Origin of the sequence: Rheinheimera sp. (assembly GCF_036782235.1) — a bacterium.
Classification (GTDB): domain Bacteria; phylum Pseudomonadota; class Gammaproteobacteria; order Enterobacterales; family Alteromonadaceae; genus Pararheinheimera.
Genome location: NZ_DAIPZL010000002.1, coordinates 211,634 through 231,732, shown reverse-complemented (window position 1 = coordinate 231,732; position 20,099 = coordinate 211,634). Strand labels below are relative to the sequence as shown.

Sequence of the window (20,099 nt, the reverse complement as noted above, 5' to 3'; positions counted from 1 at the left end):
ATGGCAAAAAAACCGCAGTCAGGAAAGCATGTGAAGATATATCTTGTGGGCGGCGCAGTGCGCGACCAGTTATTGGGCCTGAAAGTAAAAGACAACGACTATCTGGTTGTCGGGGCCACACCGGAGCAATTATTGGCGCAAGGTTATCAGAGTGTCGGCAAAGACTTTCCGGTGTTTTTACATCCCAAAACCAAACAGGAATACGCGCTGGCCCGCACCGAACGTAAACAAGGCCAGGGTTATACCGGTTTTGCCTGTTATTTTGCGCCCGATGTCACACTGGAGCAGGATTTAATGCGCCGGGATTTAACCATTAATGCAATGGCGCGCGACGAAGCAAATGGCGAGTTATTTGACCCTTATGGTGGCCAGGCCGACCTTCAGGCCAAAATACTGCGCCATGTGTCACCGGCCTTTGTTGAAGATCCATTGCGGGTGCTTAGGGTCGCGCGTTTTTATGCCCGTTTTTATCCGCTGGGTTTTACCGTGGCTGACGACACCAAACAACTGATGTCCGAGCTGGTAGCGCAGGGTGAGATGCAACATCTGACGGCTGAGCGGGTCTGGCAGGAAACCTCCAGGGCGCTGCTGGAGCAAACACCGGCCGCTTATTTTGAGCTGCTGCATGAAGTGGGTGCCCTTGCGGTGCTGATGCCGGAGCTGGATAAACTCTGGGGCATTCCCAATCCGCCCAAATGGCATCCGGAAATTGATAGCGGTATTCACAGCATGTTGGTGCTGCAGCAGGCTGCGTTGTTGTCAGAGCGGCTAGATGTACGTTTTGCCGCTTTATGCCACGACCTTGGCAAAGGCGTCACACCACCAGAGCATTGGCCGTCGCACCATGGCCATGAAACACTGGGCTTGCCGCTGATCAGCAACCTGTGCCAACGCCTGCGTATTCCAAATGACTGCCGGGATTTAGCACTGCTGGCCAGTGAATACCATCAGCTGGTACACAAAGCTTTAGAGCTGCGCGCTGTGACCATCCAAAAGCTGTTTGATAGCATTGATTTATGGCGTAAACCAGAGCGGCTGGAATTGTTGTTGTTGTGTTGTATTGCCGATTTACGTGGCCGCACCGGTTTTGAGCAGGCCTGTTATCCACAGGCGGATTATTTACGCGCCCTGGCAGCAGCGGCCAAAACCGTGGATATCAAAGCGCTGGTCGCAGCAGGTTTTCAAGGGGAGGCTATGCGCAGCGCGGTCGCAAAGGCCAGACTGGAAGCCATCAGCCACAGCATGCAGACCATCAACACTGCAGCTGGTCATACACAGCCTGAAAATCGATAAAACACATAAAAAAACAGCGCGCAAGAAAAACAAACCGATAAAAAACGGAGCCATCAGGCTCCGTTTTTTATCGTGATTGCAACTTCAGCACTGTCGTTACACCGCATCGGCCTGCAATTTTTCTTCTTTTACGTGGTCTGCCTGATGATCTTTGGCCAGTAGCACGTAAATAGACGGCAACACAAAGAGTGTAAAAATAGTGCCGATAGTCATGCCGAGCACTAACACTATACCAATAGAGTTGCGGGCTTCTGCGCCTGCGCCTTCGGCAAAAATCAGCGGGGTGTGACCGGCCACAGTGGCAATACTGGTCATCAGCACAGGCCGCAACCGCAGCACCGAGGCCTGACGCACAGCTTCAATTTTGCTCATGCCCTCTTCCTGCAACTTGTTGGCAAATTCCACTACCAGAATACCGTTTCGGGCAATCAGGCCTACCAGCGTCACTAAACCCACCTGCGAATAAATATTCAGCGTGCTGGTAAAAGCGTCGGTAAAGTGCGGAATAGGCGCCGGAATTTTCAGGAAGGTAAAGACCAGCGCACCAAACATCGCCAGCGGCACTGAACCTGCCAGAATCACCACAGGGTCGCGGAAGCTGTTGTACTGTGCCGCCAACACCAGGAAAATCATCATCAGTGCTGTTAAAAAGGCCGGCAGGAAAGTATTGCCTTCACGTTTTAACTGCCTGGATTCACCGGTGTAATCCACTGTGTAGCTCGATGGCAGAATTTTTGCCGCCTCAGCTTCCAGGAACTTCAGCGTTTCATCCAGCGGTTTTAAGGTCACACCACTGATTTTGACTGCATTGAGCTGCTGCATCCGGTTGATACTGCGCGGTACAGTGCTGTGTGTCATAGTGGCAATCTGATCGAGCCGGATCATGCTGTTATCCGGCCCCGTAATATACAGTTTGCTCAAGTCATCCGGTGTTAAACGACCTGTTCTTTTCACCTGGGGGATCACTTTGTAACTCAGGCCTGCCATATTAAAGCGGTTGACATAACCCCCGCCCAATAAGGTGCCGAGATCCTGGGTCACAGTACGCATATCCAGGCCTAAATCGGCCACTTTTTCACGGTCGATATGCAGCTGATATTCAGGCTGATCCACTTTCATATCCAGCATAGGCGGGAAGGCAAACATACCGCTGTTGGTCATCAGCTCCTGCATTTTTAGCGCATAATCGTAAATTTCCCGCGAGTCGGCGGTCGAAGCTATCACAAACTCTACCGGGAACTGCCCCCCCCCAGGTAAAGCTGGTGGGGTAATAGGCATAATACGCACACCGGCAATTTTGCTGAGTTCTTCCTGCACCGAAGGCAAAATCTCGGCTGTAGTGCGCTCACGCTCACCCCAGGGTTTCACCACCATGCCGCTAAAACCACCGGTTGGGAAATTGATCTGGAAGGTAAAGTCGGTTTCAGGCACCTTCATAAATACCTGATTCACCTGTTTGCCATAAAACGCCGACTGGTCGATAGTGGCATTGGCCGATGAATCAACAATACCAAAAATAACGCCCTGATCTTCTGTCGGCGCCAGCTCTTTGGCTGACATGCTATAAAGCGGGATGGTCATAGCGGTAATACCAATCCAGAACAAATACACGCCCCAGCGGTTTTGCAAGGTCTGATTCAGTTTACGGCTGTAAAACACACTAAAACGGTCAAAAATTTTCGACAGCGGCGCTTTAAGCTCTGTGTGGGGTTTTAACATTCTGGACGCCATCATCGGCGACAGGGTAATAGCCACTACAGCGGAAATGGCGACAGCGCCGGCCAGCGTAATGGCAAATTCGCGGAACAGGGTGCCGGTTAAGCCACCTTGTAAACCAATAGGCACATAAACCGACATCAGGGTCACTGTCATTGCAATCACAGGACCTGCCAGCTCGCGCGCCGCCACTATGGCTGCTTTAAAAGGTTTTAAACCTTCCTGGATATGGCGTTCAATGTTTTCCACCATCACTATGGCATCGTCCACCACCAGACCAACCGACAGAACTATGGATAACAACGTCAGCAGGTTCAGCGAAAAACCACAGATTTTCATAATAAATAACGCGCCTATCAGCGACAGCGGTATCGCAATCACCGGAATAAGCACAGAGCGGCTAAAACCTAGGAACAGGAAAATCACAATAATGATAATGATCAGGGTTTCAGCCAGGGTTTTAATCACATCATCAATAGCAGCCTGGATATATTTAGTGGCGTCATAAGACACTTCACCACTTAAACCAGCCGGCAATTCGGCTTTAATGGCGTCCATCTCTTCGGTGACTTTTTTAATCACTTCCAGACTATTGGCATTAGGCGCCACAAAAACGCCCATAAACACCGCAGTCTGACCTGAATAGTTGACTTCAACACTGTAGTCGTCTGCGCCCAGCACCACATCGGCGATATCCTGCAGCCGCACCACACCTTCACTGTTCTGACGCACCACCAAACGGCGGAAGTCTTCCACATTGTTCATGTCGGCATTGGCACTTAAATTTACCTGGGTGTAAGAGCCGCGGGTGGTGCCAATGGCGGCCTGCACATTGTTATTGGCCAGCGCTTGTCGAACTTCGGTTGGGGTAATGTTAAAAGCAGCCATTTTTTCCGGTTTTAACCAGATGCGCATGGCAAAGGTGCGGCCACCAAGAATTTCTGCTTTTTGCACACCGGAAACGGCAATTAACCGCGGCTGTACCGAGCGGGTTAAAAATTCGGTGATCTGGTTTTGCTCCAGAATGTCGGAGCTGAAACTTAAATAAGCCGAAGCAAACTGACTGTCAGCCGCTTCGATGGCAATGGAAGGCACTTCGGCCTCCGGTGGTAACTCACCGCGCACCTGATTAACCTTAGCGGTAATCTCGGTCATGGCTTTGAGCGGATCATAGTTTAAATGCAGATGGGCACTGATCGTGGACACGCCCATAGTGCTTTGCGATTCCACATAATCAATACCACCGGCCGAGGCGATGGCACGCTCTATCGGCGTGGTAATAAAACCCCGCACCAGTTCAGCGTTGGCACCGACATACACAGTGGTAATTTTGATCACAGCAATGTCACTACGCGGATACTGGCGCACTGACAAGTTGCTGAGCGACTGAAAACCGGCCAATAAAATCAGCAGGCTGACCACTATGGCCAGCACCGGTTTTTTAATAAAAATATCGGTAATATTCATTATTCACCTGAAAAAATGGCAGTGTCTGCGGCAAATTGGCTTAACTGTCCGCCGGTGTTGGCTCAGTTTTAAATTCCGGCGTTGGTTTGTCGGTGATCACCAGCGCCTGATTGTTAAAGAGTTTAAAAGCGCCGGCACTGACCACACTTTCACCGGCTTTAATACCATCCAGCACTTCGACAAAATCACCTCTGGATTGGCCTAACCGCACAAACTGCTGTCTGGCTTTCAGCGCACCGGTTTTCTCATCTTTGTCGGCGACAAAAACAGTGTCACCAAAAGGCGCATAAATAATGGCGGTAGAAGGCACAGCTAACACCTGAAGCGGCTCGCTTAAAGTCACAGTGGTTGATACCGCCATGCCCGGCATCAGTTTATTGTCGGCATTGTCTAATGAAGACTGCACTGTTGCGTTACGGGTCGTTGGGTTAATTTCAGTGCCAATGGCGGTAATTTTGCCGGACACTACTGAACCTTCAGCATCACCAACGGCCACACTGACATCTAAACCACGACTGATTTTTGACAACCAGCCTTGTGGAATGGGGAAATTCACCCGCACTCTGTTGGTGGCCTGCAGGGACACTATGGCAGTACCCACCTGTAAATCTGTGCCTAAATCAACCTGACGAATACCCACCCGGCCATCAAATGGTGCCCGGATTTGTTTTTTCTCCAGTGTAGCGCGTAAGTCGTCCACATCACCTTTGGCTGACTCAACCTGCTGCACTGCGGTATCCAGTTCACTTTGGCTGGCGATATTACGTTTACGCAGTTCTACCAGACGCTGATAACTGGCTTGTGCCAGTTTTAACCTGGCCTGAGCGGCGTCCAGCTGAGCTTTTTCGTTAACCGCCTCTTGCTCAACCAACACTTCGCCAGCCTGCACATAAGCACCACTTTGGAAGGCAATACGTTTTACCTTGCCTGGCACCTGGGCTGAAATGGTAATGCCTTCATCGGCCTCCACTGTGCCAATGGCAGTGTAGGTTTGTGGCCAGCTTTGCAGCCTGGCCTGATACACACTGACAGACTCAGGGGGCGGGACAAAAGATTCACCATTTTTGATCATGGTAAAAATCTGCTCAGCTTTAATACCGGCAACAATTGCCAATACCAACAGCAGCAGGCCAAACGCAATCAGGATAGATTTAAGTGCTTTCATTCGGGTCGCCAGTTTGCTTATGTCGAACGTTAAAAGAATTGAGGCAGAGAAATAACAATGATTCTCTTTAAACAGCTGTATAAAATACCATAGCTTGCCGTCAAACTCGAGACGGCAGCCTGGATGTTTTTAATACAGATTTGTAACTATTTGTGAGACGCCTTAACATCGAAACCTCCTGTTTACGTTGTTGCTGCCGTGATGGATGACAGCTGGGCTAAAACTGAAAAGGCACAGGCCAGATTTTCTGCTGTTTTTGATATTGCTGCCACAGTTGCTGATAACTGACAGTCAGCACTGGGTGTAACACTGTTGGTGCTATTTCCGCCAAAGGCCAAAGCACAAAGGCGTTTTCGGTAATTTCACCCCGGGGCAATTCCACCGGTTGTTGGCAAATTACCTGATCGTAGGTTAACAAATCCAAATCCAGGGTACGGCCACAAAATTTTTCACCGCCCCGTACCCGGCCATGCCGATCTTCAATGGCTTTAAATACCGCTACACAGTCGGCCACACTCAGCGAAGTATTGGCGCCAATCACCATGTTGTAAAAGGCATCCCCTTTAAAACCGACAGCTTCACTTTCGTACACCGATGATAATTGCAGATCGGTAAAAAACTGCTGTAGCTCCTTCACCGCCATCCTGATATGGTGCTCTCTGTTGTGATTGGTACCGACACTGATATAAATCTGCGCCATTACCAGGCACCCCGGCAAATTTCAACACCGACATTGGCGGCAGCTGGCACAGCCCCGGGTTTACAAACCCGCACCCGCACCGCCGGCGTGGCAAATTCGGTTAATAACATTTGAGCTACTTTTTCAGCGACTGTTTCAATCAGTTCAAGCGGTTGTGCACAGACTAACGCCGTTACTTTTTCACTGATCACGGCATAGTCCAGCGTCAGACGAATATCGTCGCCGGCAGCGGCCTGACGGATATCAGTTGCCAGTTCCAAATCCAGTTCGAGGCGTTGGGTGATGGTTTTTTCCCACTCATAAACACCAATCACCGTATCGATTTGTAACTGTTTGATAAAAACCATATCCATTATATCGGGTTCCGCATTGCGTTATCTTAGGGTTCAGGTAGGCTGGTCGGATAGGCAAAGCGTAAAAAAGCCGATAATCTGACCGCTTTCGTAAATCCGACGCGATCTTAACGCAAAACCAGGTGTTGAGGAAATCCATTGATAACAACCAGTATCGGCCTGATGATGATAGCTGCTTATTTGTGCGGTTCGGTTTCATCAGCCGTTATTGTCAGCAAGCTGTTCAGGCTGCCTGATCCGCGCCGTCATGGTTCCGGCAATCCCGGAGCCACCAACGTGCTGCGTCTGGGCGGTACGCTGCCCGCTGTCTTGGTGCTGGTGTTTGACGTGCTCAAAGGCACTATCCCGGTCTGGGGTTCTTATTTTCTCGGTATCGAAGCTTTTTACCTGGGCATGATCGCCATCTGCGCCTGCCTTGGGCATATTTATCCGGTATTTTTTGGCTTTCAGGGTGGTAAAGCTGTGGCCACTGCTTTTGGCACCATGATGCCAATAGGCCTTGATCTGGCGGGTTTATTAATTGCAACCTGGATGATTCTGGTCGGTGCTACCGGTTATTCGTCTTTTGCTGCAGTGGTTACTGTCAGTTTGGCTCCAATTTTTACTTGGTTCATTAAACCTTTATATACAATTCCGGTTTTGATGTTGAGCATTCTGATTGTGATCCGGCACCGGCAGAATATTGTGCGTTTATGGCAAGGCAATGAATCTAAGGTCTGGGATAAAACCAAAAGACCAAAAGAATAAATATGTCAGGCAATGCTGACCCGTTTAAAGCCGGGTGTTGTGCGCTTTTTTAAAAGCAGACGCTACAACAAATAAAAAAGGAGGCATAGCCTCCTTTTTTATTTATTCATCAATCGGTTATGGCATCACAAAACCAACAGCTTCGTTAACCTTGGCTAAGGTTGCAACTGCACGCTGCCGGGCATTGGCAGCGCCGGCACGCATCACGTCATTCATCAGCTGCTGATCCTGCCTGATTTGTGCATACCGTTGTTGCACCGGCTCCAGCAAAGCAATGACTGCATCAGCCACGTCAGTTTTTAAATGGCCATACATTTTGCCTTCGTATTCATTCACCAGTGCTTCCACCGACTTGTTCGTCACACCTGACAAAATACTCAGCAGGTTAGCCACACCAGGTTTGTTGTCGATATCAAAATACACCCTTGGTGGATCTTCCGAATCGGTCATGGCTTTCTTGAATTTTTTGCTGATCATTTTTGGATCTTCCAGCAAACCAACAAAGTTCCATGGATTTTCGTCCGACTTTGACATCTTTTTTGTTGGTTCCTGCAAGCTCATCACCCGGGCTGCAACAGGGGGAATATAAGGTTCTGGCACCGTAAATACATCACCATGCAAAGCGTTAAAACGCATGGCCACATCACGGGCTAATTCCAGATGTTGTTTTTGATCATGACCAACCGGCACCTGATTAGCCTGATACAACAGAATGTCAGCAGCCATTAACACCGGATAGGTAAACAAACCGGCATTAACGTTATTGTTATGACGCTCAGATTTATCTTTAAACTGTGTCATCCGGCTTAATTCACCAAACTGGGTATAGCAGTTTAATACCCAGGCTAACTGGCTGTGTTCTGCCACATGTGACTGCATAAACACTGCTGAACGCTCCGGGTCGATGCCACAAGCCAGATACAAGGCCAGAGAATCCAGTGATGCACTGCGCAGGGCCGCTGGGTCCTGGCGTACGGTAATGGCATGCAAATCCACAATACAATACAGACAGTCATAATCGTCCTGCATGCGGTCCCACTGGCGCAAAGCACCAAGATAATTGCCGATAGTGAGCTGACCCGAAGGCTGAGCACCGCTTAATACAATGGGTTTCTTGCTTGCTGTCATAAAAAATCCGTTACTGATGATCCAAACCTTGGGATCAAACTAAAAAATTGCCGCGATTATACCCTGCAACCACTGAAATGACAGTGTGCTTAACGGGCAACTTTGGCCAGTTCAGCGCGCATTTGTGCAATCACTGCAGCGTAATCCGGCTGGCTAAAAATGGCCGAACCTGCCACAAACATATCGGCGCCGGCAGCGGCTATTTCGGCGATATTTTCGACTTTCACACCACCGTCCACTTCCAGCCGGATAGGTAAGCCGCTTTGATCAATCAGTTGCCGTGCTTTTTGCAGTTTATCCAGTGTTGATGGAATAAAACTCTGGCCACCAAAACCCGGGTTCACCGACATCAGCAAAATCACGTCCACTTTATCCATCACATGTTCAAGGTAGCTTAAAGGCGTCGCCGGGTTAAACACTAAACCGGCCTGACAACCCTGTTCGCGAATAAGCTGCAGGCTGCGGTCGATATGTTTGGAAGCTTCAGGATGAAAAGTAATAATGCTGGCACCGGCTTTGGCAAATTGCGGGATCAGTGCATCCACCGGTTCTACCATTAAATGCACGTCAATTGGGGCGGTAATACCATAATTGCGCAAAGCGCTGCATAACATAGGGCCAAAAGTCAGATTGGGCACATAGTGATTGTCCATCACGTCAAAATGCACCACATCGGCGCCTGCGCTGAGCACGCGCGCTACATCGTCACCCAGCCTGGCTAAATCAGCCGATAAAATTGAAGGCGCCAGCCAAAATGGTTGCATCAGACTTATCTCCGCTTATGGCAAATAAAAATTGGCGCTTAATGTAACCGATTTGTGCCGCCAAAGCAGCCGTTGCCTGTCACAAAGCGCCCATAAAACAGGCAATTACGCACCAAATGTGCGCAGTAGCGGCAATTGTCAAATATACAGCTACACTAGACCATTGAATCCTATAAATATTTTTCTATGGCATAAAAATGGAATAGCCAAAAGTGATACTTTCAGATAAGGGCAAATCACATGAAAAAAACTGCAACACCGTTACGGAAGCCATGTTCCATTGCATTAACCTCAACATTATTGCTGCTGGCAAGCCATAGTTTTTCCAGTCAGGCTGAACCCACGCTCAGCGGCAATATCAGCCTGACTTCCGACTATTTGTTCCGTGGTATTTCCCAAACCAACGAAGGTATGGCGTTACAGGGCGGCCTGACCTTAAATACCGACAGTGGTTTTTATCTGTCCACCTGGGGCTCAAATATCAGTTTTGGTCAGGGTTCGATGGAGCTGGATTTGTTGGCCGGCTGGACAGGTAAGTTGTCTGATGAATGGAGTACGGATCTGGGTGTGATGCAATATCGTTACCCAAATGGTGACAACGACACCGACCAATTTAATTTTTATGAAGCCTACGGCAAATTTATTTATAAAGATTTAACCCTGGGCCTGGCCTATTCCAACGACTATTTTGGCACTGACGTTGACACTTATTATTATTACTCCGCTGATTATAACTACACACTGCTTGATAATCTGACATTGCAGTTCCATGCATCTTATAACCAGTTTGAAAACAACACCCAATACAGCACTTTCCTGGCGGCTGGCCCTGTGTCTGGGGATGGTTATCTGGATTGGAGCATTGGTGCCAGCACCACGCTGCTTGGTGCCTCCATCGCACTGAAATACGCAGACACTGATATCGACAGTTCAGCTCAATGCAACCTCTGCGATGGCCGCCTGGTTGCTACCCTAACCAAAAGCTTCTGATCTGAAGATAAAACGCTCTCACAGCAGCACTAGTCACAGTTGCTGTGAGACGTTAAACATACAGTCTGGCTATCAGCTCCCTTATCTGGGAAAACAAAGCAATGGCTTGTTCAATTGCAATCACTGCTGTATTATTCGCCAGTCAACCGATGGATCTGCGACTGATGAAAACACCAACTCTACTCAAAATGACCGGCCTGCTGCTTGGATTAAGCGCAGTGGTGTTGTTATTGCCGGCACAAAGTGAACCCCATATTGCCTCGTGCAATAAAACCATTTTAATCTCTGAGCAAGGCATCGAACAAATTACGGTGCAATGTGATCAGGCCCCCCAACCAAGCTGGTCGTCCTGGTTTAGTGGCCATAGCCGCTCTACCCAATTCCATTTTATTGATTTATTGGAATTGCTCAGCCGTTTCCACCACAAATCAGCATCATGAAACGGCAACCCAGCCTGAAACAACTGTTTAAGGCTGTGGCTGGGGCCTTCATTGGGGTTCAATCTGAACAACAACGTCAGCAAGACTTTAACAGCAGCAGCCCTGTGCCTTATATAGTGGCCGGTATTATTACCACTCTGCTGTTTGTGGCTGTGCTGCTGATCACAGTCAAACTGGTGTTAAACTAAAAGCCGAACAGTTTCAACGCGCTGCAGTGCTTTTATACAAAGCAAACAGCTCTGCCACTTTACCCCTGGTACTACCCTTCTGACTGATAGAGCGTCCCACCTGAATCGAATGTAACTCGGCGCCCTGATAAATTTTCCGGGTCCAGCTGGTGTCATGGTTGCTGATCAGCACCGAATGGCCACGCTGCTGCGCTTGCTCCGACAAATTCGCTAAATCCGCCTGGTCGTCCAGATTAAAACTGTTTTTGGCATAAGAAGTAAAACTGGCCGTTTTTGACAAAGGTACATAAGGCGGGTCGCAATACACCACAGCTTTGGCAGGCAATTGGGCAAACAACTGCTGGTAGTCCATACAAACAAAAGTGGCTCTGCTGGCCTTTTCAGCAAAAGCTTCCAGCTCAGCTTCCGGGAAATAAGGTTTTTTATATTTACCAAAAGGCACATTAAACAGGCCGGACTGGTTATAACGGCATAAACCGTTATAACAATGCCGGTTTAAGAATAAAAACAATAACGAACGCTGATAAGGATCTGTTGTTTGATTAAACAATTGGCGCAATGCCAGAAATGCCGATTTTTCATTATTGCTTTCAGCAAATAATAACCGGGCGTCGTTAATCAGTTGCTGGGGTTTTTGCTGTAAAAACTGATACAAATGAATCAAATCAGCATTGATGTCGTTGAGCAGATAACGGGAATAGTTGGTGTTTAAAAACACAGACCCAGCACCGACAAAAGGCTCAACTAGCACATCTGCATCCGGCAAATGCCCGACAATAGCTTCCATCAGGTTATATTTGCCGCCCGCCCACTTCAAAAAAGCGCGCTGCTTTTTCACCGGATTTTTATTCAAAGTGAACCTGCCTGCTTATTGAACACTGATTTCACTATGAATATCGGCCAGTGGTTTTACAAAAGCCTGTTGCAGCGCTTTAGGTAAAGCCGAAATCTGCGCTTTGGCTTCCACCGCGTCCGCAAATGGCGCCATCACCACCACCAACTGACGTTGACCATTTTTTGTGCGCTGATAGGTGTAGGTTTGCAAAGATGGCTCCGAAGCCAAAAATGACTTTAACGCCGCTTCGTTTGAAAACACCACCAGCTGTAATGCCATACCAGACATCGACAATAACTCAGATTCCTGGAAAGCATAACCACCGGCACTTGGCTGGGTGGCCGCTGGCGCTTTCTTCAGCTCAGCCTGGGCTTGTGCCACTAAATCCTCTTCCGGCTCGGCGACCGGCTCTGCCATTGTCTGGGCTCTGCGCTGTGGTTGACCTGCGACTTCTTCGGTCATTTCATCAGCAACAGATAACTCAGCTTCAGGGGCAAGCTGCTGCTGTGGTTTTGCTTGTGGCTGCGCTTGTTCGGCGCTGCCCTGAGTTAAGTCAGGTACCTGGGTCGGAACAGAGTGCGGCTGTTCGTTTTTGACTGTTTGAGCTTCTTCTGTTGCAGCTGCTGGACTGCTATCTTCGGCCAATACTGAGGAATTCTCCTTAAGCTCAGGCTCGACAGAGGCTTCAATTGCCGGCTGCCCGGTCGCAACACCCAGCCCTTGCTCTGCGGCAGCAAAATCAACGGGTTTGGCCATTCCTTCTGCACTGGACGACGCAGTTTTACTGCCCACCTGCTCCAGTTCACCCACCAGCTTTTCCACCACAGCTTTATTTGCTGCAGGCACCGCTGTTGTAGCCACTGGAGCGGGCGCTACCTCTTGTTCTTCCGGCAGATAAGTCAGCTCACCCAAACCGGCAGGTTGCTGTTGCTGTTCGGTCCAGAACCAAAAAAACACCACAGCCGCAATCAGTGCCATACCGCCGGTAAATACCAGCAAAGGTTTCGCCAGCGACGCAGTTTTTATTTCTGTTTTTGGTGTTGGCCGACGCGCCAGTGAAGGGTCCAGCAAAATATGCATATTGCCAAGCGCTGTATCCATCCGATCAGCAACAGTCAGGGTATTTAAACCACTGCCTTCGAGCAATAACTGAGCGTCTTCCAGGCCAAGCGCCGGCAACGGCAGATTCAGCTCTGCAGCATCAGCCGGATGTTCGGTAGCAGCGATCACCAGACAAGGTAATTGTGCTAGTTCAGCCCAGAGTTCAGCGGGTAGATATTCAGCCTGATCAATCACTAAGGCCAGTGGTTCGGTAAGCTCTCTGTCCCCTACCAGCTGGATCATCGGTTTAGTTGAGTCTTTACAGACACCGAACCAGTGCTCCAGCACGTGTTGGCGCACCCTGGCTGCGGTTAATTCAGGTTCGGCTTTAATCAGTGCCAGATTAAACTGACTGGATAACAAATCGGCAATCGCCAGCGTTAAAGTGGTTTTGCCGGTGCCAGGCCCGCCCACCATATGAATGCGCTGATAAGGATTAAACTCCAGCTGGAACACTAACCTTTCCAGCCATTGCCGCTGTGAAGGCAATAAGCCTTTCATATGAGTTAACTTTTGTTGTAATTCAGACATTTATCCGGCAAAAACCTGCTGTAATTCTGTTTCTGTGACATCGTCAACGATGATGGCGACCCCAAGCGATTTTGGCAAGATAAAGCGCATATGGCCGTCTTTTACTTTTTTGTCGGTTTTCATATAAGGCAGAAAGTCCGTTATCTTCATACCGGCCGGCGGCTTTACGGGTAAAGCAAAAGCCAATAATAAATTGCGGACTCTGACAACATCCTCAGGCTGTACCCAACCACGGGCGGCAGCAAGTTCAAATGCCATCATCATGCCAACGGCAACAGCTTCACCGTGTAACCATTCACCATAACCTAACCAGGCTTCGATGGCATGGCCAAAGGTATGGCCCAGATTTAATAAGGCACGTTCACCCTGTTCTGTCTCGTCGCGGCTGACAATATCGGCTTTCATCTGACAACAGTGACGGATCATCTGACTGAGTTGCGGCTCCTTGAGCGCAACAATGGCCTGCTGTTGCTGTTCCAGCCAGCCAAAAAAGGCCATATCACCAAGCAAACCATATTTAATCACCTCAGCCATACCTGCGCTGAATTCACGCGCCGGTAATGAGGCTAAAACCCGGGTATCAATCAGCACGGCCTGGGGTTGGTGAAAAGCACCAATCATATTTTTGCCAAGTGCATGGTTGACGGCCGTTTTGCCGCCAACTGAAGAGTCAACCTGAGATAACAAAGTGGTTGGGATCTGCAAAAATGCGGTGCCACGTTGATAACAGGCTGCAACAAAACCGGTTAAATCACCAATCACACCACCACCAAGCGCCACTAACAGCCCGTCACGTGGCATACGCTGTTCCAGCAAAAATGAATTCACCTGCTCAAAAGACTGCAGATTTTTATAAGCTTCGCCATCAGGAAGCAAAATTTCTGTGACTGTTTGGCCGGCAAACAAGGTTCGGATTTGTGGCAGGTATAAAGCAGCAACAGTAGGATTGGAGATAATCGCAACTTTTTTGTAGCGCCAGAGCATCAACAGCTCCGGCACCTGCTGCGCGCTGGTGAGAAGGTCAGGCGCAATAACAATCGGGTAACTGCGCTGGCCAAGTTGAACGGCAACTTTTTCCATCGACAGTCCCCTTAGCTGGAAAAATTAAAAACCCAGTTGTTCAACAATCTGATTGGCAACGGAACGGGCACTTTGTTCGTCAGTCCGGATGGTGAAATCGGCGATTTCTTCATACAACGGATTACGCTCAGCAGCCAGGCGTTCCAGCACATGTTGTGGTGCTTCTTCAGTTTGCAATAATGGACGACGTTTATCACGTTGGGTTCTGGCAACCTGCTTTTCAATCGGCGTTTCCAGATAAACCACAATGCCACGTGCTGATAAACGGTTACGCGTTTCTTTGCTTAACACTGAACCACCGCCAGTGGCCAGTACTATGCCCTGCAGTTCGGTCAGATCTTCAATGACGTTTTCTTCACGAATGCGGAAGCCTTCTTCGCCTTCCAAATCAAAAACCCAGGCAATGTCTGCACCGGTACGGCGCTCAATTTCCTGATCTGAGTCGTAGAAGTCGAGATGCAGCATTTCTGCTAAATGACGGCCAATGGTACTTTTTCCTGCGCCCATAGGGCCAACAAGGAAGATATTGCGTTTCTCTGCCATATGTCGTAATGCTAATCAGCTAACTAAATGAGGGTTGATGTCAGGACCTAAAAGCTCCCACGAAAATTTGAAGCGCTGAATTATGTCAGTTTTGCCGATAGCTTAGCAAGCTAAATTTCACAGGACCCGGCCGGGTCCTGTGAAGCTCAGAGCAAGACATTATTTGTTTTCAGTCAATATCTTTGGCGTGACGAAAATCAGGAGTTCTTTCTTCTCGGTTTTATCCAGTGAGCGGCGGAACATAGCGCCAACGTATGGAATATCGCCGAAGAAAGGTACTTTTTGCACTGTATTAACGGTTTGTTGCTGGTAAATACCACCCAGTACTATGGTTTCACCATTATCCACCAACACCTGGGTCTGAATACGCTGAGTATCAATGGCCACAGCGTTACCAGTGGCTGTAGGAACAATTTTACCTTCGGTATCCTGCGTCACCACCAAATCCAGAATAATTTTGTTATCCGGCGTGACCTGAGGTGTGACTTCCAGACTTAAGACGGCCTTTTTAAATTCAACTGTAGTGGCACCGCTTGAGGCCGACTGGACATAAGGAATCTCCACACCCTGCTCAATGCGGGCTTTTTTCTGGTTGGCCGTCGAAATACGAGGTGAAGCTACTATTTCAGCTTTGTTTTCTTCTTCCAGCGCCGACAGTTCCAAATCAATCAGCGTACCGTCGCCTAACTTGGCAATATGGAAACCAATACGGCCAGCAGTTGTTGTGCCCGTTGTTGGCAGGTTCACGTTATATCTGTTGTCCAACGTTGGGATCACGCCATTGGCCAATTGGTTGGCAGCTATAGCACTGCCCCCCACACCTTTCGTCAGCTGCTGGTCGTTAAAACCCCAGCGAATCCCCAGTTCGTCCGCCACACTGTCTTTTACCGTCACCATACGGGATTCAATCAGCACCTGTTTCACCGGCACGTCTAAACGTTCGACTAAACGGCGCACGTTTTCAATGGCCTTGGCGGTGTCTTTTAACAAAATAGTGTTGGTTCTGTCGTCAACCGACACCACACCACGGGCTGTGAGTAACGAAGCGTCTTTGTTGCTGAGCAGATTGGCTAAGTCAGCCGCTTTGGCATAGTTCACCGCAATAAATTCTGAGTATAAAGCTTCCAGTTCTTCTACTTTATTACGGGCCTGTAATTCTTTGGCTTCACGCTCAGCAAGTTCGTCTGTTGGCGCCACCATCAGAATGTTGCCGTCCATACGCTTATCCAGACCACGGACTTTCAGTACGATATCAAGCGCCTGATCCCAGGGAGTACCGTCCAGACGTAAGGTGATATTACCGTTGACTGAGTCGCTGGTCACCAGGTTAAAACCGTTATAGTCTGCGATGATCTGCAACACGGTACGAACCGGAATATCCTGGAAGTTCAAAGAGATAGCACGACCTTTATATTCTTTACCACCGGCCATAAAACCAACGGCAGATTCGTCTTTTTCCACACTTAAGCTGAAAATATTGTCAACTTGCTGATAGTTAAACTTAAAGGCTTCGGTCGGCTCAATCACCAAACGGGTTAAAGCACCTTCTTTAAAGGTTTCAATGCCTTTAACCACAGTGCCAAAGTCCATTACATCCAGTTGATACAACAACTCTTCCAGAATGTCAGTGTTGTGGAATTCCACCACAATTTTGCCAAGCTTTTCAGACACATCGACCGCAGCTGTGTTCTCTTTTAAGAATACCAGCACCCGGGCTTCGCCTTTTTCACCACGACGAAAATCGATGGCATTCACTTTGTTGATATAAGTAGGAGTTACATCGGCACTCTGACCAGGACCTGTTTCGGTTGGGTTGTCAGAAATCTGCAGATAAAACACGTTACCTTTCACACGGGTGCGGTACAGCTTCAGGTAATCAAGGTATACCGAGGTTTTAAAACCCTCGTTATAAAATTCAGACTTGGCTTTTTGCACACCGGCTTTATCAATCACTACTTCAGCCAGCTTTTCTTCGTAATCGGCTTCATCGAAGGTCAGTTCAATCCGCGACGGATCGTTAAGCACCTGTACCGAAGGTTCGGTCTGTAATTCTTCATCGAACACAAATTCGATTTCAGTTTCGCCTGTACTTAACGGGTTATAACGTACATCGTACAGCAGCGGAACTGCCATCGCCGGAGAGGCAGACAGCAACAGCAAACCCAGTAACCAAGGACGGCTGACCGGTACTTTTTTCATTGTTTTAGTTGTATTTTCCATGCTTCTCTCGCATACCTTATTTGCTGGCTACAGCTGCTGGTTCAGCCATCTGCAGTACTGTGGTTCGTTCTTTCCAACAACCTGCACCATCAGGAATGAGTTCCAGTAATTCCACTTGCGCCGGATCCACATTAATCACACGACCATGGAATAATCCCAGGTAATTGTTTTTACTGATCCGGTGTAACGTTTTGTCCGAGGCTTCAATCAAAGCCCAGATATCGTCCTGATCACCCAAAGTGCCACGCATCTTCAGGTTGTCCAGAGCGTATTTTTCTAACGGTTCTTTGCGCCTTGACGGATCCGGACTCAAACAGTCCTGGATCTGCGCATATTTTTCCTGTACAGCTTCAGGCCGCGGCGCACTGAACGGGCTGCGGCCGTTTGCTGATTTATAACTGATATGCACAAACTGTTTTACTTCAGGCAGCGGCGGTATTTTTGCTGGTGTACTGGCTTTAACTGAATTCATAAACTGTTGAATATCGGTCAAATCATCATAACAGCCCTGTAACAAAAACAAACTGATTAATACCGGTAAGGAACGACGCATTATTGAGCCTCCTTATACCGATAGGTTTTTGCCACCACGTTAAAGACCAGACGCTCTTCTTTGTCTGTGCTGACGGAGAAGTCATGCAGGGAAACAATACGCGGCAGCTTGGCAACTTCACTGACGAAGTTACCAAACTGGTGATAATCACCGACAACGTCAATTTTGATCGGCAGTTCGGTGTAGAAATCTTTTTCGATTTCAGGCAACCAGTTAATTTTGACAAAAGTTAAACCGGTAGAAGTACCAGCATAGGTAATGTCGTCAAGCAAACCAGGAGTTTCATGGGTAGCCGGTAACTGTTTTAACAGGTAAGAAAAAGTTTGCTCCATTTCTACCATTTGTTTTTTATACAGTTCCAGATTCACCGCTGAGGCGTATTTCACTCTGTATACCTGACGTAATTCTTGTTCTTTGGCTTCTGAAATTTCCAGTTGGGTTATTTTGTCGTCAACCAGCAGGAAAAAAGTTAAAGTGGCAATCAGAATGGCCAGCACTGATATCACTATGACTTTACCGGCTAAAGGCCAAGAGCCCATATCCGACATATCAAGGTTGTTCAGTTCGTCCAGATTAAAATTCATGCTCATTTTGCTGTCCCCTGTGCTGGAGTGCCCGGTTTCACTGCCGCCGGTTTGGCTTCACCCTGCACCGCTTCAAAACCTTTTACCGTCAGATGAATTTTAAAATCACTGAGGATCTGACTTTGGTCTTTACCCGCTTCGATAAATTCCAGCAACGGGTCTTTTAACAGCTCAGAACTTTCAACAGAACGAATCATGTTAGATAAACGGTTGTTTGATTCGCTTTTTCCCACCAATAGCAAAGAAGGACCTTGTTTTTGCAGATTGGACAAATACACACCGGCAGGCACCACGGCCGCAATTTCATCCATGATCTGGGTTCCCAGGTTCCGGCTACTTTGCAACTGGGCGATCAGCTCCATCCGCTTTTGCAGGTTTTTCTTCTTTTCATCCAGCTCGCGGATCTCAACAATACGTTGTTCCAGTACTGTAATTTCACCCTGCAAATAGGCATTGCGGCTGTTCTGACCTTCAATTTTGGCGCTATACACTGCACTTAACCCAAACACTGCAGCAAAACTTAAGATGCCCGCCATGCTGAGCATCGTCATAAACTGTGTTTGTTGTTGTTTCCGCTGCGCTTCACGCCACGGCAATAGGTTTATATATGCCATGTCGAAAAACTCCGTAACGCCAGACCACTGGCAACCATCAATTGGGGGGCAACCTGATTGAGTAACTCACGGTCAACCGAAGTGGCAGTTTCCATATTTAAGAATGGATTGGCCACTACAGTATGAATACCCAGCTCGTCGGTGAGTAACTTATCCACACCTTCAATTAAACTGGTACCACCGGAAATCAACAGGTAATCAATATTGTCACGGCCTGAAGTGGTCAGATACATCTGAATACCACGCCGGACTTGCTGTAACAACATGGTCTGAAACGGGGCAAGCACTTCAAAGGTATAATTGGGCGGTAAATCATTATTTACTTTGGCCTGCTCGGCCTCTTCGTAAGTTTTACCATAATAAGAAACAATACTGCGGGTGTATTGTTCGCCACCAAACATTTGATCACGGGTGTACAGCGTTTTGCCGCCTTCCATGATACTAAGTAAAGTCATAGTGGCACCGATATCAACCACAGCAACCAGCTTGGATTTGGCATCGCTGGGGAGCTGTTTATAACAAAGTTCGGCAGCGCGGCTTAAAGCATAACTTTCTACATCGATGACCTTGGCGGTGAATCCACCTTGATCCAGAGCACTGACACGGGTTTGCACACTTTCGGTACGTGCTGCACTGAGCAACACGTTTACTTTAGAGGGGTCGTTTGGATTTAGATCCTGTTTTTCAAAATCCATGCTCACTTCACTAAGCGGATACGGGATCAGGCTATCAGCCTCAACTTCTATCTGACTGGCAAGTTCGTTATCAGATAAATTTGCATCCATAAAAATAACTTTACTGATCACGGTCGAACCTGACACAGCGGCAGCAGCAAACTTCACTGATTTTGGAATCTTTTTGCGGATTTTACTGATGACGTTGCCTACGGCTTCGATGTCCTGGATTTCGCGCTCGTTCATCGATCCTTTAATCATAGGTTCAATTGCAAAGGCTTCTACTTTATAATGCGGACCATGCTGACTGAGTAATACAGCCTTCACGGTGTGGGCACCAATGTCTACCCCCAGAATTAAAGGGTTTTTTGTATGAAACAGGCGATTTATCATAGCTTCCTGCGGCCGTATCA

General features: G+C 48.2%; 20 protein-coding genes. 5 read left to right on the top strand and 15 right to left on the bottom strand.

Going from position 1 to position 20,099, the window contains the following annotated elements:
• Positions 1-30: 30 nt before the first annotated feature.
• Positions 31-1,293, top strand: coding sequence for a multifunctional CCA addition/repair protein (locus V7P87_RS03265; RefSeq protein ID WP_333796147.1), 1,263 nt, complete (start codon positions 31-33; stop codon positions 1,291-1,293).
• A 96-nt stretch (positions 1,294-1,389) separates the two neighbouring features.
• Here the strand turns inward: V7P87_RS03265 and V7P87_RS03260 are convergent, their stop codons facing one another.
• The 4 genes from V7P87_RS03260 to folB form a co-directional block, all read right to left on the bottom strand.
• Entirely contained in the window at positions 1,390-4,476 is a 3,087-nt protein-coding gene (locus tag V7P87_RS03260; protein WP_333796146.1) for an efflux RND transporter permease subunit, read from the bottom strand.
• Positions 4,477-4,516: 40 nt separating this feature from the next.
• Positions 4,517-5,641, bottom strand: coding sequence for an efflux RND transporter periplasmic adaptor subunit (locus V7P87_RS03255; protein ID WP_333796145.1), 1,125 nt, complete (start codon positions 5,639-5,641; stop codon positions 4,517-4,519).
• A 217-nt stretch (positions 5,642-5,858) separates the two neighbouring features.
• Positions 5,859-6,341 (bottom strand): 2-amino-4-hydroxy-6-hydroxymethyldihydropteridine diphosphokinase, encoded by a 483-nt coding sequence (gene folK, locus V7P87_RS03250; protein WP_333796144.1) that lies wholly within the window; start codon positions 6,339-6,341, stop codon positions 5,859-5,861.
• Positions 6,341-6,694: a dihydroneopterin aldolase gene (folB, locus tag V7P87_RS03245; RefSeq protein ID WP_333796143.1), complete on the bottom strand. Its 354-nt coding sequence runs from the start codon at positions 6,692-6,694 to the stop codon at positions 6,341-6,343. The genes folK and folB overlap by 1 nt, the downstream gene beginning before the upstream one ends.
• A 138-nt stretch (positions 6,695-6,832) precedes the next feature.
• Here folB and plsY point away from each other — a divergent pair, with 138 nt between their 5' ends.
• Positions 6,833-7,441, top strand: coding sequence for a glycerol-3-phosphate 1-O-acyltransferase PlsY (gene plsY / locus V7P87_RS03240; RefSeq protein ID WP_296295567.1), 609 nt, complete (start codon positions 6,833-6,835; stop codon positions 7,439-7,441).
• A gap of 117 nt (positions 7,442-7,558) precedes the next feature.
• On the opposite strand, the gene trpS is transcribed toward plsY, so the two are convergent.
• The gene (gene trpS / locus V7P87_RS03235; protein WP_333796142.1) at positions 7,559-8,569 is read right to left on the bottom strand and encodes a tryptophan--tRNA ligase; all 1,011 of its coding nucleotides are present in this window, start codon (positions 8,567-8,569) and stop codon (positions 7,559-7,561) included.
• An 89-nt stretch (positions 8,570-8,658) separates the two neighbouring features.
• Positions 8,659-9,333, bottom strand: coding sequence for a ribulose-phosphate 3-epimerase (gene rpe, locus V7P87_RS03230; RefSeq protein ID WP_442967922.1), 675 nt, complete (start codon positions 9,331-9,333; stop codon positions 8,659-8,661).
• A gap of 240 nt (positions 9,334-9,573) precedes the next feature.
• Between rpe and V7P87_RS03225 the strand changes: the two genes are divergently transcribed.
• The 3 genes from V7P87_RS03225 to V7P87_RS03215 all read left to right on the top strand — a co-directional run bounded on the left by V7P87_RS03225 (position 9,574) and on the right by V7P87_RS03215 (position 10,951).
• Positions 9,574-10,323, top strand: coding sequence for a TorF family putative porin (locus V7P87_RS03225; RefSeq protein WP_333796141.1), 750 nt, complete (start codon positions 9,574-9,576; stop codon positions 10,321-10,323).
• Positions 10,324-10,487: 164 nt separating this feature from the next.
• Complete coding sequence (locus V7P87_RS03220) at positions 10,488-10,763, top strand: hypothetical protein (RefSeq protein ID WP_333796140.1); 276 nt, start codon at positions 10,488-10,490, stop codon at positions 10,761-10,763.
• Entirely contained in the window at positions 10,760-10,951 is a 192-nt protein-coding gene (locus V7P87_RS03215; protein WP_333796139.1) for a DUF2970 domain-containing protein, read from the top strand. Before V7P87_RS03220 ends, V7P87_RS03215 begins: the two co-directional genes overlap by 4 nt.
• Positions 10,952-10,964: 13 nt before the next feature.
• Here the strand turns inward: V7P87_RS03215 and V7P87_RS03210 are convergent, their stop codons facing one another.
• From V7P87_RS03210 to V7P87_RS03170, 9 genes are all read right to left on the bottom strand, one after another.
• On the bottom strand, positions 10,965-11,804 hold the full coding sequence (locus V7P87_RS03210) for a Dam family site-specific DNA-(adenine-N6)-methyltransferase (RefSeq protein WP_333796138.1): 840 nt from the start codon (positions 11,802-11,804) through the stop codon (positions 10,965-10,967).
• A 15-nt stretch (positions 11,805-11,819) separates the two neighbouring features.
• Entirely contained in the window at positions 11,820-13,418 is a 1,599-nt protein-coding gene (locus V7P87_RS03205; RefSeq protein WP_333796137.1) for an AAA family ATPase, read from the bottom strand.
• Positions 13,419-14,498: a 3-dehydroquinate synthase gene (aroB, locus tag V7P87_RS03200; protein ID WP_333796136.1), complete on the bottom strand. Its 1,080-nt coding sequence runs from the start codon at positions 14,496-14,498 to the stop codon at positions 13,419-13,421.
• Between the two features lie 24 nt (positions 14,499-14,522).
• Positions 14,523-15,041, bottom strand: coding sequence for a shikimate kinase AroK (gene aroK / locus V7P87_RS03195; RefSeq protein ID WP_260655951.1), 519 nt, complete (start codon positions 15,039-15,041; stop codon positions 14,523-14,525).
• A 159-nt stretch (positions 15,042-15,200) separates the two neighbouring features.
• Positions 15,201-17,261, bottom strand: coding sequence for a type IV pilus secretin PilQ (locus tag V7P87_RS03190; RefSeq protein ID WP_333796135.1), 2,061 nt, complete (start codon positions 17,259-17,261; stop codon positions 15,201-15,203).
• Between the two features lie 16 nt (positions 17,262-17,277).
• Positions 17,278-17,814 (bottom strand): pilus assembly protein PilP, encoded by a 537-nt coding sequence (locus V7P87_RS03185; RefSeq protein ID WP_333796134.1) that lies wholly within the window; start codon positions 17,812-17,814, stop codon positions 17,278-17,280.
• Positions 17,814-18,404: a type 4a pilus biogenesis protein PilO gene (locus tag V7P87_RS03180; RefSeq protein ID WP_333796133.1), complete on the bottom strand. Its 591-nt coding sequence runs from the start codon at positions 18,402-18,404 to the stop codon at positions 17,814-17,816. Before V7P87_RS03180 ends, V7P87_RS03185 begins: the two co-directional genes overlap by 1 nt.
• Complete coding sequence (locus tag V7P87_RS03175) at positions 18,401-19,012, bottom strand: PilN domain-containing protein (protein ID WP_333796132.1); 612 nt, start codon at positions 19,010-19,012, stop codon at positions 18,401-18,403. Before V7P87_RS03175 ends, V7P87_RS03180 begins: the two co-directional genes overlap by 4 nt.
• The gene (locus V7P87_RS03170; RefSeq protein WP_333796131.1) at positions 19,000-20,079 is read right to left on the bottom strand and encodes a pilus assembly protein PilM; all 1,080 of its coding nucleotides are present in this window, start codon (positions 20,077-20,079) and stop codon (positions 19,000-19,002) included. The genes V7P87_RS03175 and V7P87_RS03170 overlap by 13 nt, the downstream gene beginning before the upstream one ends.
• Positions 20,080-20,099 lie beyond the last annotated feature (20 nt).